The organism is Campylobacter lari subsp. concheus (assembly GCF_008245025.1).
Lineage (GTDB): Bacteria > Campylobacterota > Campylobacteria > Campylobacterales > Campylobacteraceae > Campylobacter_D > Campylobacter_D concheus.
In genome coordinates this window covers 1,358,414-1,376,005 of record NZ_CP043426.1, presented here as the reverse complement: position 1 = coordinate 1,376,005, position 17,592 = coordinate 1,358,414, and the positions used below count along the sequence as shown (strand labels likewise).

The window sequence follows — 17,592 nt, the reverse complement described above, 5'->3', positions numbered from 1 at the left end:
TTATGCTAAATATTTTTTTATCTTGACTTTTAATATTTTTTTATGTAGAATAACGCTTTATTTTTGTACATCGGGGTGTAGCGCAGTCTGGTTAGCGCACTTGGTTTGGGACCAAGGGGCCGAAGGTTCGAATCCTTTCACCCCGACCATTTTTATAAATGGTGAGTGTAGCTCAGTCGGTTAGAGCATCAGATTGTGGTCCTGAGGGTCGTGGGTTCGATTCCCATCACTCACCCCATCAGCGCTCGTAGCTCAACTGGATAGAGCGACAGACTTCGGATCTGTAGGTTATGGGTTCGATTCCTATCGGGCGCACCATAAGCCTATTGTTACTTTTATTTTTATGCGCTCATAGCTCAGCTGGATAGAGCAACGGCCTTCTAAGCCGTAGGTCAGAGGTTCGAATCCTCTTGAGCGTACCACTTTTGCGGATGTGGTGAAATTGGCAGACACGCCAGACTTAGGATCTGGTGCAGCAATGCGTGAAGGTTCAAGTCCTTTCATCCGCACCACTAATTTATAATTCTTTTAAGTATTTAAGTTTCACAATTCATCTTAATCGTATTTATAACAATAAGTTAAATTTATAATATTGCAAAATTAGGAAGATGCTATGGTAAATATGTATCAAGTTAAAATTATTGAAAATTTTTGCAAGGATAAATTTAAAGAAGATATGAGAACAAAAGATTTTTTCATACTTTTTTGGCTAAAAATTTAGAAATTTACACCAATATAGAAGATCAAAAGTATGCCGAAAATACAATATTAATATATAAAATTTTTGATATATGTATTACTATGTATAAAAGATGGAGTCTCGGTAAGTCAAGAGTATTGTCAATTTAAAAAAGGTGTAATAGATCATATAGTTGTATATACTGATGAAAATATGAATGATGGTAAAATATCGTAACTATTAAGAGGCAGTTCTACATTAAAAATAGATAAATCAAATTGTTATGATAATCCAGATATTAAAGTTGTGTTTTCAGAAAAAGGCTTTTTATTTCAGGTTAGATTTAATAATTATGAAAGTAAATTTAATGATACAATAACTATGTTTGCGCTTTCTTTGGTTTATCGTGAGAAAATGGAGTATTATTTGAATTTAACTTCAAGTATTATAGATAAAGAAAATTATCATGATGTTATTGATATTAAAAAAGATTTTTATGTTTTTAATCTAAAGTATCTTTTAGTAATCCAGTGCACTATAGCTACCAACAATAACATGCAATATGGAAAATTATATTTCAATATTACGATATTTTAGAACAACATCAAGAGCTTAAAATCCAGATAAAAATCTTGTTGATATTTTGCATATTGAACAAAATCAAGAAGAATATAAAAAGGAAAAAATAAAAGAGAATAAAAGAAAAAAATCGAAATGATTTTTTTAATTATCGGTGGTTTTGTTGCTTTAGCTTCGTTAGTTAGTGCATACAAAGACGCTATGGAATTATTTGGTTAAAATCATATATTATTTTGGAAAAACAAGCGTTTTAACTTTATAATTAAATATGTTTTATGTAAAATATTTAAAAGCCTTACTAAAATCTTGGAGTTTTTTATCCTCTTACATCTCATGTTTTATTATTCTATATTCCTTCCACTATCTCCCCTAAAATAATTCCTCCGCATCTATAATATATTTAATAAAACTTTAAGCTTTTATTGCTATAATTTCATTTCCTTTTTAAACGAAAGGGTTTTAAAAAGATAAGACTTTTTGTCTTAATTTTTTAGTATTTGTTCTTTAAATTATTAATATTGTTAATCAAATCTTATAGTCAATCTTTGAAATCTAAATAAGTGATCGATTGAGCCAGAAAGATTTATTTTTAAATCTTAACAATCAACTTTTTCTTTGAAGAAAAAGATTAAACTTTTCCAATTATTTTTTTATGGAGAGTTTGATCCTGGCTCAGAGTGAACGCTGGCGGCGTGCCTAATACATGCAAGTCGAACGATGAAGCTTTTAGCTTGCTAGAAGTGGATTAGTGGCGCACGGGTGAGTAAGGTATAGTTAATCTGCCCTACACAAGAGGACAACAGTTGGAAACGACTGCTAATACTCTATACTCCTGCTTAACACAAGTTGAGTAGGGAAAGTTTTTTCGGTGTAGGATGAGACTATATAGTATCAGCTAGTTGGTGAGGTAATGGCTCACCAAGGCTATGACGCTTAACTGGTCTGAGAGGATGATCAGTCACACTGGAACTGAGACACGGTCCAGACTCCTACGGGAGGCAGCAGTAGGGAATATTGCGCAATGGGGGAAACCCTGACGCAGCAACGCCGCGTGGAGGATGACACTTTTCGGAGCGTAAACTCCTTTTCTTAGGGAAGAATTCTGACGGTACCTAAGGAATAAGCACCGGCTAACTCCGTGCCAGCAGCCGCGGTAATACGGAGGGTGCAAGCGTTACTCGGAATCACTGGGCGTAAAGGGCGCGTAGGCGGATTATCAAGTCTCTTGTGAAATCCAACGGCTTAACCGTTGAACTGCTTGGGAAACTGGTAGTCTAGAGTGAGGGAGAGGCAGATGGAATTGGTGGTGTAGGGGTAAAATCCGTAGATATCACCAAGAATACCCATTGCGAAGGCGATCTGCTGGAACTTAACTGACGCTAAGGCGCGAAAGCGTGGGGAGCAAACAGGATTAGATACCCTGGTAGTCCACGCCCTAAACGATGTACACTAGTTGTTGGGGTGCTAGTCATCTCAGTAATGCAGCTAACGCATTAAGTGTACCGCCTGGGGAGTACGGTCGCAAGATTAAAACTCAAAGGAATAGACGGGGACCCGCACAAGCGGTGGAGCATGTGGTTTAATTCGAAGATACGCGAAGAACCTTACCTGGGCTTGATATCCTAAGAACCTTTTAGAGATAAGAGGGTGCTAGCTTGCTAGAACTTAGAGACAGGTGCTGCACGGCTGTCGTCAGCTCGTGTCGTGAGATGTTGGGTTAAGTCCCGCAACGAGCGCAACCCACGTATTTAGTTGCTAACGGTTCGGCCGAGCACTCTAAATAGACTGCCTTCGTAAGGAGGAGGAAGGTGTGGACGACGTCAAGTCATCATGGCCCTTATGCCCAGGGCGACACACGTGCTACAATGGCATATACAATGAGACGCAATACCGCGAGGTGGAGCAAATCTATAAAATATGTCCCAGTTCGGATTGTTCTCTGCAACTCGAGAGCATGAAGCCGGAATCGCTAGTAATCGTAGATCAGCCATGCTACGGTGAATACGTTCCCGGGTCTTGTACTCACCGCCCGTCACACCATGGGAGTTGATTTCACTCGAAGCCGGAATACTAAACTAGTTACCGTCCACAGTGGAATCAGCGACTGGGGTGAAGTCGTAACAAGGTAACCGTAGGAGAACCTGCGGTTGGATCACCTCCTTTCTAGAGTACAAACTGATAAGTCTCACAACTATCAGTTCACATATAGACTCAATCATCCTTGTTTAGATTTCAAAGATTGATGAAAAGCTAATTTTGGGGAATTAGCTCAGCTGGGAGAGCGCCTGCTTTGCACGCAGGAGGTCAGCGGTTCGATCCCGCTATTCTCCACCATTTATTAAGGGCCTATAGCTCAGCTGGTTAGAGTGCACCCCTGATAAGGGTGAGGTCACAAGTTCAAGTCTTGTTAGGCCCACCATAAAAAGATTTGTTTATCAATTATATAATAAAGTTTTAAAACTTAAAGCAAGTATATAACTAATAATAAAGCAGCAATTAAAGTAAAATACTTTATTGTTTATGTTTTTAAATTATTTAAACTCTTTATATATACTTCCTTTAGGTTTTAAGACCTAAGCTAAATAAATAATAGAATATTTTATATATTAGATTAGTTATTTAATGTTATTTGAATTATCATTGTTAAGAGTCACAAGCAAGTTTTAATAAAAACAATTTTACAGGACTTGTTAAAGGATAAAACCTAACTATCTTTTCTTTAGCTTTTAGTTAAAGACAAGTTTTAAACTCACAGCTTAGTGAGACTAATTTGTTTAGTTTTATTAAGTGTTTAAATGCTTTCCGTCTTAAGATAGCAAAGTCTTATCATAAAAACTTTAACAAGGAAGTGATGCGTTTTAGAATGAATTTAAAAGGTAAGCTATTAAGAGCGAATGGTGGATGCCTTGGCTGGTAAAGGCGATGAAGGACGTACTAGACTGCGATAAGCTACGGGGAGCTGTCAAGAAGCTTTGATCCGTAGATTTCCGAATGGGGCAACCCAGTATATAGAGATATATACTACCATAATGGAGCGAACGTAGGGAATTGAAACATCTTAGTACCTACAGGAAAAGAAATCAATAGAGATTGCGTCAGTAGCGGCGAGCGAAAGCGCAAGAGGGCAAACCCAGTGCTTGCACTGGGGTTGTAGGACTGCAATGTGCAATAGGTGAGGTTAGTAGAACACTCTGGAAAGTGTAGCCATAGAGGGTGATAGTCCCGTATACGAAAACCAAACCTTAGCTAGCAGTATCCTGAGTAGGGCGGGACACGAGGAATCCTGTCTGAAGCTGGGTCGACCACGATCCAACCCTAAATACTACTACCAGACCGATAGTGCACAAGTACCGTGAGGGAAAGGTGAAAAGAACTGAGGTGATCAGAGTGAAATAGAACCTGAAACCATTTGCTTACAATCATTCAGAGCACTATGTAGCAATACAGTGTGATGGACTGCCTTTTGCATAATGAGCCTGCGAGTTGTGGTGTCTGGCAAGGTTAAGCACACGCGAAGCCGTAGCGAAAGCGAGTCTGAATAGGGCGCTTAAGTCAGATGCTGCAGACCCGAAACGAAGTGATCTATCCATGAGCAAGTTGAAGCTAGTGTAAGAACTAGTGGAGGACTGAACCGATAGGCGTTGAAAAGCCCCCGGATGACTTGTGGATAGGGGTGAAAGGCCAATCAAACTTCGTGATAGCTGGTTCTCTCCGAAATATATTTAGGTATAGCGTTGTGTCGTAGTATAAGGGGGTAGAGCACTGAATGGGCTAGGGCATACACCAATGTACCAAACCCTATCAAACTCCGAATACCTTATATGTAATCACAGCAGTCAGGCGGCGAGTGATAAAATCCGTCGTCAAGAGGGAAACAACCCAGACTACCAGCTAAGGTCCCTAAATCTTACTTAAGTGGAAAACGATGTGAAGTTACTTAAACAACCAGGAGGTTGGCTTAGAAGCAGCCATCCTTTAAAGAAAGCGTAATAGCTCACTGGTCTAGTGATTTTGCGCGGAAAATATAACGGGGCTAAAGTAAGTACCGAAGCTGTAGACTTGATTTTATCAAGTGGTAGGAGAGCGTTCTATTTGCGCCGAAGGTATACCGGTAAGGAGTGCTGGAGCGAATAGAAGTGAGCATGCAGGCATGAGTAGCGATAATTAATGTGAGAATCATTAACGCCGTAAACCCAAGGTTTCCTACGCGATGCTCGTCATCGTAGGGTTAGTCGGGTCCTAAGTCGAGTCCGAAAGGGGTAGACGATGGCAAATTGGTTAATATTCCAATACCAACATTAGTGTGCGATGGAAGGACGCTTAGGGCTAAGCAAGCTAGCGGATGGAAGTGCTAGTCTAAGGTCGTAGGAGGTTATATAGGCAAATCCGTATAACAATACTCTGAGAACTGAAAGGCTCTTCAAAGTCTTCGGACAGCGAGGAGAATTGCTGATGCCGTCGAGCCAAGAAAAGTTTCTAAGTTTAGCTAATGTTGCCCGTACCGTAAACCGACACAGGTGGGTGGGATGAGTATTCTAAGGCGCGTGGAAGAACTCTCTTTAAGGAACTCTGCAAAATAGCACCGTATCTTCGGTATAAGGTGTGGTTCGCTTCGTATTAGGATTTACTCCGAAAGCGAAGAAACTTACAACAAAGAGTCCCTCCCGACTGTTTACCAAAAACACAGCACTCTGCTAACTCGTAAGAGGATGTATAGGGTGTGACGCCTGCCCGGTGCTCGAAGGTTAATTGATGGGGTTAGCATTAGCGAAGCTCTTGATCGAAGCCCGAGTAAACGGCGGCCGTAACTATAACGGTCCTAAGGTAGCGAAATTCCTTGTCGGTTAAATACCGACCTGCATGAATGGCGTAACGAGATGGGAGCTGTCTCAAAGAGGGATCCAGTGAAATTGTAGTGGAGGTGAAAATTCCTCCTACCCGCGGCAAGACGGAAAGACCCCGTGGACCTTTACTACAGCTTGACACTGCTATTTGGATAAGAATGTGCAGGATAGGTGGGAGGCTTTGAGTATATGACGCCAGTTGTATATGAGCCGTTGTTGAGATACCACTCTTTCTTATTTGGGTAGCTAACCAGCTTGAGTTATCCTCAAGTGGGACAATGTCTGGTGGGTAGTTTGACTGGGGCGGTCGCCTCCCAAATAATAACGGAGGCTTACAAAGGTTGGCTCAGAACGGTTGGAAATCGTTCGTAGAGTATAAAGGTATAAGCCAGCTTAACTGCAAGACATACAAGTCAAGCAGAGACGAAAGTCGGTCTTAGTGATCCGGTGGTTCTGTGTGGAAGGGCCATCGCTCAAAGGATAAAAGGTACCCCGGGGATAACAGGCTGATCTCCCCCAAGAGCTCACATCGACGGGGAGGTTTGGCACCTCGATGTCGGCTCATCGCATCCTGGGGCTGGAGCAGGTCCCAAGGGTATGGCTGTTCGCCATTTAAAGCGGTACGCGAGCTGGGTTCAGAACGTCGTGAGACAGTTCGGTCCCTATCTGCCGTGGGCGTAAGAAGATTGAAGAGATTTGACCCTAGTACGAGAGGACCGGGTTGAACAAACCACTGGTGTAGCTGTTGTTCTGCCAAGAGCATCGCAGCGTAGCTAAGTTTGGAACGGATAAACGCTGAAAGCATCTAAGCGTGAAGCCAACTCTAAGATGAATCTTCTCTAAGCTCTCTAGAAGACTACTAGTTTGATAGGCTGGGTGTGTAATGGATGAAAGTCCTTTAGCTGACCAGTACTAATAGAGCGTTTGGCTTATCTTATTTAAGCATCACTTCCTTGTTAAGGTTTTTAATAAAGCTTTGAACGTTTTTATATGAAAACTATATTAGCTTATAAAATCTTACAAGTAAAGTTTATATTAGAACTTGCTCTTAACATTGTTTTTTAAGTATTCTAAAACAATAAAGTGATTAGTTTAGTAAAATATCTAAATATAAGAATAAGATGAAAGCTAAAAATGATTTTAAATCTAGTTTTTATTATGCTATATTAAATAGAATATTTAAATAACAATGTCCGTGATTATACAGATGTGGAGACGCCTTGCTCCATCCCGAACCAAGAAGCTAAGCACATCGTGGGTGATGATACTACGCCTTACTGGCAGGGGGAAAGTAGCTCATTGCGGACTTGTTAATTCTACTTATTATTCTTACTTTATATATAATTTAATTCATATTTTTTTATTTTTAAATTTTTATGGTTTTAGATTATATTTCTTATATTTCTTATATTTCTTATATTTCTTATATTTCTTATATTTCTTATATTTCTTATATTTCTTATATTTCTTATATTTCTTATATTTCTTATATTTCTTATATTTCTTATATTTCTTATATTTCTTATATTTCTTATATTTCTTTCTTATCGCTCTTAATTATTTATAGTTTTTTTATTTTTATGGGTTTTAATGACTTAACTTTTGGTTTTTGGGTGGTTGGGTAGTTGTATTTATGTTAGCATATGGTTAGATAAAATATTTATCAAGAATTAAATATTTGGTTGTTTTAGCTGTTTGTTATGGTTTTTTTGTGTTGCTGGTTATTGAATTGTTTTAATGGCTTATTTGGTGGGTTGGTTGTGGCTATATTTAAGATATGTATGATTGTAGTGTTGAAATAGTATAAATTATAATTATTCAACTATTTTTTTCTTAATCCTTTAAAGTAAATTTTAGTAAAATATAAAATATTCTTTATAAAGGTTAAAAATGTACTTTACTTTGTTAAATGAAAAAGATTTTTTCAACCCTTACTACCGCAAAAAGCAAATCACACAAAATGAATTTGACACTTTTTGCAAGGCTTTAACGCAGTATATAGAAAGGCTTGAAAGCTCACAAAGTGAAAATGAAGACTATCTTGTAGCTAACGCACTTAGTCCATTTTTAACCATGCTAAATTTCAAAACCCACATCAAAACCAAACAAAAAGGCAAAAGCGAGATTGATTTGGCCATCGCTAAAGATGAGCTTAGTAAAGACTTAGAAGTTCTCATCGAAGCTAAAAAGCCCAACTCAAAAGAATTCATCACCCACGAAAAGCCAAATTCTAAAGCCTTGCATGAGGCTATTTTGTATTATTTTAGAAATAGAGAACATAGCTTTAGTTTGAAATTTATCATCATCACAGACTTTTATAAATTTTACATTTTCAAAGCTAGTGAGTTTGAAGAGCTTTTTTATAAAAACACAAGCTTTAAAAAACTTTTTGAAGAATTTCAAAGCCCAAATTCACTTTTTAAAGGCAACACCGATGAATTTTATAAAGAAGCAAGCAAACTCATAGAAAATTCCAAAGAAAGCTTAAAAGGCTTTTTCATCGACTTGGCATTTTTAAAAGACAAGCAAAAGTCAAATTTCAAAAACCTAGCAAGCATTTTTAAAACCTTTCATAGAGACTTTTTGCTAAATGAATTTAGTCCAAATGACGCAAACTCACTAAACAACGCATTTTATAAAGAGCTTTTATACATCTTAGGTTTAAGCGAGAGCAAACAGCTTTCTAAATTCATCATCACACAAAGTGAGCAAAGCAAACAAGCTCAAGGCACGCTTTATCATCTCATAGCGAGCAAACTCCCAAAGCATGATTTTGAAGAGGTGTTAAAATTCATCATACTTTGGTTAAATCGCATTTTATTTTTAAAGCTTATAGAGTCTAATTTGGTTAGATTTAACGATGATAAAACCCTTAAATTTCTAAACTATGAAAAAATTCCAAATTTTACTACCCTTTCACACCTTTTCTTTGATATCTTAGCTAAAGAAAAGCACACAAGAGCGCAGAGTAAATTTAGCTATTTGCCTTATTTAAATTCATCGCTTTTTGAAAAACAAGCCATCGAAAAAACCACATTAGAAATCGCTACTTTAGAAAATGACGCTTTGCTAGAGTATCACCCGCACACGCAGTTAAAAGATGACAAAGGTAAAAGCAAAAAGGGCAAAGTAGGTTTGCTTAAGTATTTGTTTGAGTTTTTAGACAGCTTTGATTTTGGAGCAGATGAACAAAGCGAAGAACTCATCAAACAAAAAGAACTCATCAACTCAAGCGTTTTGGGAAATGTCTTTGAAAAGCTAAATGGCTACAAAGAAGGTAGTTTTTATACTCCAAGTTTTATCACTTCATATATGTGTAAAGTCAGTATAGAAAAAGTTGTGCTTGATAAGTTTAACCATACTTTTAAGCTAAATGCCACCAAGCTAAGCGAGCTAAGAATCCAGCTACGCCAAGAAAAAATCCCTCAAGAACAAAAACTAGCCTTGCTAAATTCCATACGCATTTGCGATCCTGCGGTGGGAAGTGGGCATTTTTTAGTTTCAGCTTTAAATGCCATGCTTATGGTGCATTATGAGCTTGGTTTGTTTGAAGAGGACTTTTACCTAAGCGTGCAAAATGATGAAATTTTAGTGCAAAATCACAAAGGCCAGTTTTTAGAGTATAAACGCCCTGATTTTGACAAAGACAAAACCCACCTTTGTCAAAAAGAACTTTTCGAGCGTAAAAAAGACATCATAGAAAACAACCTTTTTGGAGTAGATATCAACCCAAACTCATGTGAGATCACTAAACTAAGGCTTTGGATAGAGCTTTTAAAACACAGCTTTTATGAAAGTTTTGATGATACAAACTATCATGATCTTAAAACCTTGCCAAACATCGACATCAACATAAAATGCGGGAATTCGCTTATAAGTTATTTTGAAATTCACAAAAGCCTTTCTCACTACCCAAACATCAAAGAACGCATGGATAAATACAAACGCATAGTCAAAGACTACAAAGAAGGCTTTTACACCGACAAAACTCTCATCGCAAAAGAGATCAAAAACCTCAAAGAATCTTTTAAAAATTTCTGCTTAAAAGACAAATTTGCCAAAGAGATCAAGCAACTTACTAACGGGGCTAATGAATACTCTAAAAAATACGGCGATTTTTTAGCGCAAGATGAAAAAGATGAGAATTTTAGAGCATTTTTTTCTAAAAATATGTTTGAATTTGACTTTGATGAAAGTGCAGCTAAGAAAGAATTTAAAAAGCTTAAAAAGCTTTATGAGAGTATATTTGACTTAGAAAGTGCAAATCCTTTTGAATGGCGTTTTGAATTTAGCGAAGTGCTTGATGAGGGCGGGAGTTTTCAAGGATTTGATCTCATCATCGGTAACCCACCTTACATCAGACAAGAAGACATCAAAGAACTAAAGCCAAATTTAGCTAAAAACTATAAAGTATATAAAGGCACAAGCGACATTTATACCTACTTTTATGAGCTTGGGTTTAATGTGCTAAAACAAAATGGTGTTTTGTCTTTCATCACTTCAAACAAATACACAAGAGCAGGTTATGGAGAGCCTTTGCGTGAATTTTTGCTTAAAAATACCACACTTTTAGAATACATCGATCTAAATGGTATAAAAGTTTTTGAAAGCGCTACGGTGGATACTTCTATACTAAGCTTTGAAAAAGCAAAAACTAAAGATAATAGCTTTAAGTACTTAGCCCCAAACACCGAGCTTTTAAAAGAAAATGACTTTAACATAGAAAGCATTTTAAATTTTAACAAAATCGCACAAAATTTTTTAAGCAAAGAAAGCTTTACTTTTAACGATGAAAATACAAACGCACTAAAAGCAAAGATAGAAAAGCACGGCACCCCACTTAAAGACTGGCATAGGCTTAATATAAACTATGGCATAAAAACGGGCTATAATGAAGCCTTTATCATCACTACTGAAAAAAGAGATGAAATTCTAGCTAAATGCAAAGATGAAGCCGAAAAAGAACGCACCGCCAAACTCATACGTAAAATGCTACGCGGTAGAGATATAAAAAGATATAGTTATGAGTGGGCGGGGCTTTGGGTGATCAACACTCACAATGGCTATAAAAGCAAAAGCGGAGAAAAGGTGGAAGCGATAAACATAGATGAGTACCCTAGCTTAAAACAGCATTTAAAGCCGTATTATAAAACTTTAGAAAAAAGAACTGACAAAGGAAAAACACCTTATAACCTTAGAAATTGTGCTTATTTGGAGGAATTTGAAAAAGAAAAGATAGTGTATCCTGAAACAACTCAAGGGGCATATTTTGTCTATGATAATAAAGGAATTTTCTTAGAAAAAACAGCTTTTTTTATAGTCTGTGAAAATTTGAAATATTTATTAGGACTATTATCATCAAATTTAATTACATATTATTATAAAAATTTTTCTCAAGGTTGTAAACTAGGAATAAAAGGTTATCAATACAATAAACATGCCTTAGAAAATTTACCATTGCCAAAGATAAATTCTAAAAATGAAAAATTAGCAAACGAGCTTATAAGCTTAGTTGATGAGATTTTAAATTTAAAAGAACAAGACAAAAACGCAAACACCAAAACCCAAGAAGACAAAATAAACTCTATCATTTACAAACTTTACAACCTAAACGAAGAAGAAATAAAAATCATTGAGGGTAAGTAATGAGCGAATTTGATCAAACATTAGCACAATATGGAATTTTGGCAAAAAATGCTCAAAAATCAATAGGAAAAGATAGAATAAGTGTATTTGGCAATGCAGAAATAGAAACTATAGACATTAAGATTTTACAAGAAAAAGACATAAAATGCCTTGATATAAAATCAAAAAAAATTAAAAATATTATCTTTGTAAAAGATATTTCACTAGATATGTCTTTTTCAGGTGTAACTTTTATAAATGAAATCAAAACTAGCTCTAATTTTATAGGCGAATTAGTTTTTTCAGGTTGTACTTTTAAAGAAGAAGTAAATTTTCAACAAGCAAATTTTGAAAATTTTATTTGCTCTCGTGTTACTTTTGAAAAACAAGTATCTTTTTTAGGTGCTGTTTTTGGAAATACAGAAAATAAAAAAGAGATAAGTTTTTCCAATGTTACTTTTTTAAATGAAGTTGTTTTTTCTGAGGCTATTTTTAGTAGTAATATAGATTTTTATAAAGGTTATTTTCAAAAAGAATTGAAATTTAATAGGGCTAAATTTAAGTGTGATAAAGCTAATTTTTACATAGAATGTAAAGATAAAGTTGCTTTTATTGGAGCTATTGGAAAGAATATAACTATTATAGAATCAAATTTTGAAAATAATTTGATTCTAGGTGTAACATTTGATTTATTAAATATTATTGATAGTGAAATATTGAAAGATTTAACTTTAAATAACTCCACAGGACACAATATAGAAATTATAAATTCCACCATAGAAAAAAATACTGATTTGTCTTTTCTTTCAGCTAATAACATATCTTTAAATAATTCAACTTTTAAAGGAGAAATAAGTTTATCTATAAATAATTTTACACTCACACAAAATATAAATTTTAAAGATATTACTTTTGGAAAATTATATATACCAAAAGAACTTTTTGTAAAGAGTGTAAATTTTGAAAGATGCATCTTTTTGCAAGATATGAATTTTAAGGATTATACTTTCAATGAAGTTGCTTTCAATACTTGCACATTTAAAGAAAGCGTGTATTTTAATAATTCTTGGTTTAAAAAGGAAGTTGATTTTCACGAGTGTGAATTTGAAAAAACTGCTTGTTTTTATGGAGTAAAATTTGATGAAACTCCAAATTTTTCTCAAGCTTTATTTAAGAGCAATATAAATGTTATAAATTCGAATTTAAATTTTGGTTTTACTAGGGTAGATAAAAAAATACAGCTAATGTCTTTACAAGGAAAAGGTAAGTATAATTATGAAATTGCAAATGATTTTAGAGATTCTTTCAGGAATTTTAAAAGTGCTTTGATAAAAGATAATAATCTCTTAGACGCTTCAAAATTTCATAAATACGAGCTTTATTGTAAAGAGATAGAACTAAAAAATAAAAAAGGCAAGACTCTTAAAGATATAGTAGATAAATGGCAACTCTTTTTCTACCGTAAACTTTGTGATCATCATACAGACTTGCTAAAGGTGTTTCATAATCTACTTATCATCATCATGCTTTTTAGCGTTTTTTCTTTTGCGCTTGATAAATTTAAACAACCTAGCATAGAAAATCATGCAAAATATCACATTGTTCAAGTAGATACTAACGAAAGTTATATCTTTAAAGAACATAATAAAACGACTTATAATTTTTTATCCTTGAATATAGAGCAAGAATTTAAAAACTTGGATAATTTATTATCTAAAACTGAGATTTATTTTTCTCTCGGTTTTGTATTGCTAGTGACTTTTGTTGCATTGTTGAATAAAAAATACTTATGGCTTTTGCTTTTGCCTTTTTTTGTAGGGGTGGTTTATTGCATAGGATTTCCTATGTCGATTATTACTCATTTTATGATTATAGTGCTATTTGCATGTACTTTTGTATTTATAATGGTTTTTGACAGCAAGCCTGAAAGATTTCTTTTTGTAGGTGTTTCTTATATAGTTTGCATTTTTGCACTACTTGCAAAACCTAGTTTAATGCTTCCTGTGTTTGGAAGCTTTTTGGAAAAAGACACTAATGCTACTTATCCTTTACTGCTTAGTTTATCGGTAGTGTATTTTATACTTGTAGCTTTAGTGATATTCTCACTCCAAAAAACTGCACGCAAAAACTCCATAGTGCCAAGCTAAAGCTTGGCTTTTTTTATTTTGTGTTATTGTAAAAATTTAGCTTGAAAGATATATAATAAAAATCAAAAATAATCTAGTATTAAATCAAATTTTATTAGGAATTTAAATGATTAAAACTATAAAAATTACAAATTTTAGAGGCTTGAAAGATTTAGAAATCAAAGACTTTAAACGCTTTAATGTCTTTGTCGGAAAAAATAGTTGTGGTAAAACGAGTATCTTAGAAGCTATTTTTATGTGTTATAGTCAAGAAGAGGCAAATTCTTTGATAAGAATTCAAAATTTTCGTCGCACTATGGTAATACCTACTAATCTTTCTAGTATTTTTTATAATTTTGATTTTTTAACACCAGTTGAAATACACTCAAGTTATGACAAAAAAAACATTCAAGTTCAAATTCAGCCAAAAACTGAAAGTGAAAGCATTTCTCAAGAAAAATTTAAACAAAGTTCTATGCTAGAGCAAAATATCAATGGTTTAAATTTCACAAGAATACACGGAAAAAAAGAATTTACCTCTCATTTTAGTGTTCAATTTAATGGCGATATACAAGATTCTACCAAAAGTGATGAGCAACTTCCGCTTTTAGCTCTATATCTTCCAAGTGATATAGAGCAGTGGGGTTTGAAGTATTTTATTGATATTGTAAGAAAAGAAAAAAAAAGAGATGAGCTTTTGGAGTATTTAAGACTTTTTGATGAGAGAATTATTGATATAGAAACACAAGCAAATAGTGTTTTGGTTAATCTTAAAAACATAGAAAAATTGATTGATATTAATTTTTTAGGTGAAGGGTTTAAAAAATACACTTGCATACTTGCTTTAATGCTAGCAGCAAATCAATGGCATACGCGTTTTTGCGTTTGTATAGATGAGATTGAAAATGGTCTGCATTTTTCTAGCACGCAAAAACTTTTAAAAAGTATTTTAAAATTATCAAAAAAATTAGATTTTCAATTCTTTTTTACCACTCATAGTCTTGAATTTTTAGACATAGCAAGAAAAATTTTAAATGATGAGAGTAAAATATTTAAAGTAGCTTTAACAGAAAAAGGCATTAAGACTTATTCGTATTCTCAAAATGGCGAAGCTTATTTCACTCTTGATAGGATAGACCCTAGAGGAGAAAATAATGAAAATTAATATTTTTGTAGAAGGAAAGCATGATAAAGAATTTTTAGAACAATATTTAAATTTTTTAAAACTTCCAAATGCAAATATAATACCATGTGGAAAAAATCATCTTGATGAAGATGCTATATCTAAAATGGAAGAAGCAAAAGATAATAATGAAAAAATTTTACTTATTTTTGATACAGATAAAAATTTTAACTCAACATTAGAAAGGATTAAAAAAGAAAGTAAAGATTTACTACAAGATGAAAATATCTTTCTTTTTCCAAATAATTTTGAAAATGGGGAACTAGAAACCCTTTTGTTTGCCATAGCCAAAGAAGCACAAATTTGTCAGTGCTTTGAAAATTATAAAAAATGCATAGAAAAGCTTAATCCGCAATATAGTAAAAATATCCATAAAAAATCAGCTAGATTTGCTTATTTCGAAGCATTAGGTTTTTTTCCATCAAATGATGAAAAAGCTAAAAAAGCAAGAAAAAATTCTTATGCTGAAATTTTTGATTTTAATCACATAGCGCTTAAACCTTTGAAAGATTTTCTTATAAAGCATTATAATAGTTATTGTAAATAGGTTTTCATCTCGTTTTTAGCTTATGGTATAATGAAAATCATCCAAAAAAAGGAGTACCATGCTAAAGACAAGTTTTAAAAAATCAGTTTTTATCCCAAGCATTAGTATTATAATTATCTTAAGTCTTAGTTGTATTTTCTTACCTAAACTTACAAATGATTTTATCAATCATATCAAAAGTGGAATTTTTACAAATTTTTCATGGTTTTATATACTAAGCGTGAGTTTTTTTGTGTGTTTTATGCTAGCACTCGCACTTTCAAAATTTGGCGATATCAAGCTCGGCGATGATGATGAAAAACCTCATTTTAAATTCACCTCATGGCTTGCTATGCTTTTTGCTACGGGTATGGGTGTGGGGCTTATGTATTTTGGTGTGGCTGAACCTCTCATACATAAAAAAGCCTTACAAACAAGCGATGAAGAAGCTATGCTACATACTATCTTTCACTGGGGAATTCACCCATGGGCTATTTATGGGGTGTGTGCTTTGGCTATGGCGTATTTTGGTTTTAGATATAAAATGCCTCTTAGCTTGCGTAGCGCTTTTTACCCTTTGCTTAAAGACAAAATTTATGGCTTTTGGGGAAATTTAGTTGATATACTAGCTTTGATTGTCACGGTTTTTGGTATTAGCACTACGCTTGGTTATAGTGCTTCTCAGCTTAATGCTGGCTTTTTAAATTTAGGCATTTTAAACGAGCAAAGCTTTTTAGAACAAAGCGTGATTATAATCATCATCATTTCTTTAGCTACGCTTTCATCGATTAGCGGTTTGACAAAGGGCTTAAAAATTTTAAGTGAGACAAATTTGGTTTTTGCGGTGTGTTTAATGCTTTTTGTACTTTTTTCAACCAACACCATTCAAATTCTCTCACAATTTAGCTCTAATATTGGCAATTATTTGCAAAATTTAATTTCTTTGAGTTTTAAGACTTATTATTATGAAAAAGAACATATAGAGTGGTTTAATAACTGGACTATTTATTATTGGGCTTGGTGGCTTAGTTGGTCGCCTTTTGTGGGCTTTTTCATCGCTAAAATTTCTCGCGGTAGAACGATAAGGGAATTTATCTTTGGTGTGCTTGTAGTGCCTACTAGTTTTAATATACTTTGGTTTAGCATTTTTGGCAATAGTGCTTTAAATTTCAATGATATTTTAAGTCCTTTTACTTCAGCACCTGAAAGCTTGCTTTTTTATTTTTTACAAAATTTTTCTTTTTCTTATTTTAGCTCTTTGCTTGCACTTTTGGTTTTGGCTTTGTTTTTCATCACTTCAGCAGATAGTGGGATATTTGTGTTAAATTCTTTAAGTAGTGGTGGTGCTCATGAGCCACATAAGTGGCAAAATATCCTTTGGGGTTTTGTGCTTACACTTTTGGCTACTTCTTTGCTGTATTCAGGTGGTTTGGGAGCGATTTTAAGTATCACTATGATAGTGGCTTTGCCTTTTGCCTTTTTACTTTGTTTGATGTGTTTTTCACTGCTTAAAGGTTTAATTGTAGATGTAAATTACTCTTTAACTAAACTTAGTCAAAGCAGTGTGTATTTTTCAGGGGAATTTTGGCAAGAAAGACTAGCTAGAATTTTAAAACAAAGCAAAGAACAAGACATACAAAATTTCTTAAATACTAAAGTCAAAAATGCTATGGAATCACTCAGCCAAAGTCTAAAAAATTACGGCTTAAAAACACAAATTGTTCAAGAAAAATCAAGTATAAGTTTGATTATAAAAAAAGAATTTGCAAAAGACTTTATCTATGGGGTACAAGTAGTAAAAAAACAAGCAAGCCAAAGCATAATCGATGATAAATTTATGCCAACTTACTCTAAAGAATTTATTTTTGAGCCACAAACTTTCTTTGCTGATTCGCGTAATGGTTATAATATAGAGTATTTAAACGAACAAGAAATCATCGTAGATATACTAAAGCAGTATGAGAGGTATTTGCAACTTTTATTTGATGATAAAAATGAAATTTTTACCAAAGCTTATGATTAAAAAGCGT

The 17,592-nt window shown here is 34.0% G+C and carries 7 protein-coding genes, 7 tRNA genes and 3 rRNA genes; all 17 read left to right on the top strand.

Annotated features, from left to right (window positions below; all coding sequences use genetic code 11):
- Positions 1–71: 71 nt before the first annotated feature.
- The 17 genes from CLCT_RS07120 to CLCT_RS07040 all read left to right on the top strand — a co-directional run bounded on the left by CLCT_RS07120 (position 72) and on the right by CLCT_RS07040 (position 17,585).
- Positions 72–149: transfer RNA gene (locus tag CLCT_RS07120), tRNA-Pro, on the top strand.
- A 12-nt stretch (positions 150–161) separates the two neighbouring features.
- Positions 162–238: transfer RNA gene (locus CLCT_RS07115), tRNA-His, on the top strand.
- Positions 239–241: 3 nt separating this feature from the next.
- Positions 242–318: transfer RNA gene (locus CLCT_RS07110), tRNA-Arg, on the top strand.
- Positions 319–345: 27 nt separating this feature from the next.
- A tRNA-Arg gene (locus CLCT_RS07105) sits at positions 346–422 on the top strand.
- 5 nt (positions 423–427) lie between these two features.
- Positions 428–512 (top strand) — tRNA-Leu (locus CLCT_RS07100).
- Between the two features lie 473 nt (positions 513–985).
- On the top strand, positions 986–1,276 hold the full coding sequence (locus CLCT_RS07095) for a hypothetical protein (protein WP_149062707.1): 291 nt from the start codon (positions 986–988) through the stop codon (positions 1,274–1,276).
- Between the two features lie 631 nt (positions 1,277–1,907).
- Positions 1,908–3,421, top strand: a 16S ribosomal RNA gene (locus CLCT_RS07090).
- 95 nt (positions 3,422–3,516) lie between these two features.
- Positions 3,517–3,592 (top strand) — tRNA-Ala (locus tag CLCT_RS07085).
- Between the two features lie 8 nt (positions 3,593–3,600).
- Positions 3,601–3,677 (top strand) — tRNA-Ile (locus tag CLCT_RS07080).
- Between the two features lie 455 nt (positions 3,678–4,132).
- Positions 4,133–7,039 (top strand): 23S ribosomal RNA (locus tag CLCT_RS07075).
- Between the two features lie 254 nt (positions 7,040–7,293).
- Positions 7,294–7,410 (top strand): 5S ribosomal RNA (gene rrf / locus CLCT_RS07070).
- The 16S, 23S and 5S rRNA genes sit together here with 2 tRNA genes alongside, the layout of an rRNA operon.
- Positions 7,411–7,478: 68 nt before the next feature.
- The gene (locus tag CLCT_RS07065) at positions 7,479–7,727 is read left to right on the top strand and encodes a hypothetical protein (RefSeq protein WP_149062164.1); all 249 of its coding nucleotides are present in this window, start codon (positions 7,479–7,481) and stop codon (positions 7,725–7,727) included.
- A 265-nt stretch (positions 7,728–7,992) separates the two neighbouring features.
- Positions 7,993–11,748, top strand: coding sequence for a type IIG restriction enzyme/methyltransferase (locus CLCT_RS07060; RefSeq protein WP_149062706.1), 3,756 nt, complete (start codon positions 7,993–7,995; stop codon positions 11,746–11,748).
- The gene (locus tag CLCT_RS07055; RefSeq protein WP_149062705.1) at positions 11,748–13,874 is read left to right on the top strand and encodes a pentapeptide repeat-containing protein; all 2,127 of its coding nucleotides are present in this window, start codon (positions 11,748–11,750) and stop codon (positions 13,872–13,874) included. The genes CLCT_RS07060 and CLCT_RS07055 overlap by 1 nt, the downstream gene beginning before the upstream one ends.
- A gap of 106 nt (positions 13,875–13,980) precedes the next feature.
- On the top strand, positions 13,981–15,018 hold the full coding sequence (locus CLCT_RS07050; protein WP_149062704.1) for an AAA family ATPase: 1,038 nt from the start codon (positions 13,981–13,983) through the stop codon (positions 15,016–15,018).
- Positions 15,008–15,583: a DUF3226 domain-containing protein gene (locus CLCT_RS07045; protein WP_149062703.1), complete on the top strand. Its 576-nt coding sequence runs from the start codon at positions 15,008–15,010 to the stop codon at positions 15,581–15,583. The genes CLCT_RS07050 and CLCT_RS07045 overlap by 11 nt, the downstream gene beginning before the upstream one ends.
- A gap of 58 nt (positions 15,584–15,641) precedes the next feature.
- Positions 15,642–17,585, top strand: a complete 1,944-nt coding sequence (locus CLCT_RS07040; protein WP_149062702.1) for a BCCT family transporter — start codon at positions 15,642–15,644, stop codon at positions 17,583–17,585.
- Positions 17,586–17,592 lie beyond the last annotated feature (7 nt).

Excerpts from the sequence above, each read along its gene's own strand:
- CLCT_RS07060 (WP_149062706.1), top strand. The coding sequence starts at position 7,993 with ATGTACTTTACTTTGTTAAATGAAAAAGATTTTTTCAACCCTTACTAC.
- CLCT_RS07055 (WP_149062705.1), top strand. The coding sequence starts at position 11,748 with ATGAGCGAATTTGATCAAACATTAGCACAATATGGAATTTTGGCAAAA.
- CLCT_RS07050 (WP_149062704.1), top strand. The coding sequence starts at position 13,981 with ATGATTAAAACTATAAAAATTACAAATTTTAGAGGCTTGAAAGATTTA.
- CLCT_RS07065 (WP_149062164.1), top strand. The coding sequence starts at position 7,479 with ATGGTTTTAGATTATATTTCTTATATTTCTTATATTTCTTATATTTCT.
- CLCT_RS07040 (WP_149062702.1), top strand. The coding sequence starts at position 15,642 with ATGCTAAAGACAAGTTTTAAAAAATCAGTTTTTATCCCAAGCATTAGT.
- CLCT_RS07045 (WP_149062703.1), top strand. The coding sequence starts at position 15,008 with ATGAAAATTAATATTTTTGTAGAAGGAAAGCATGATAAAGAATTTTTA.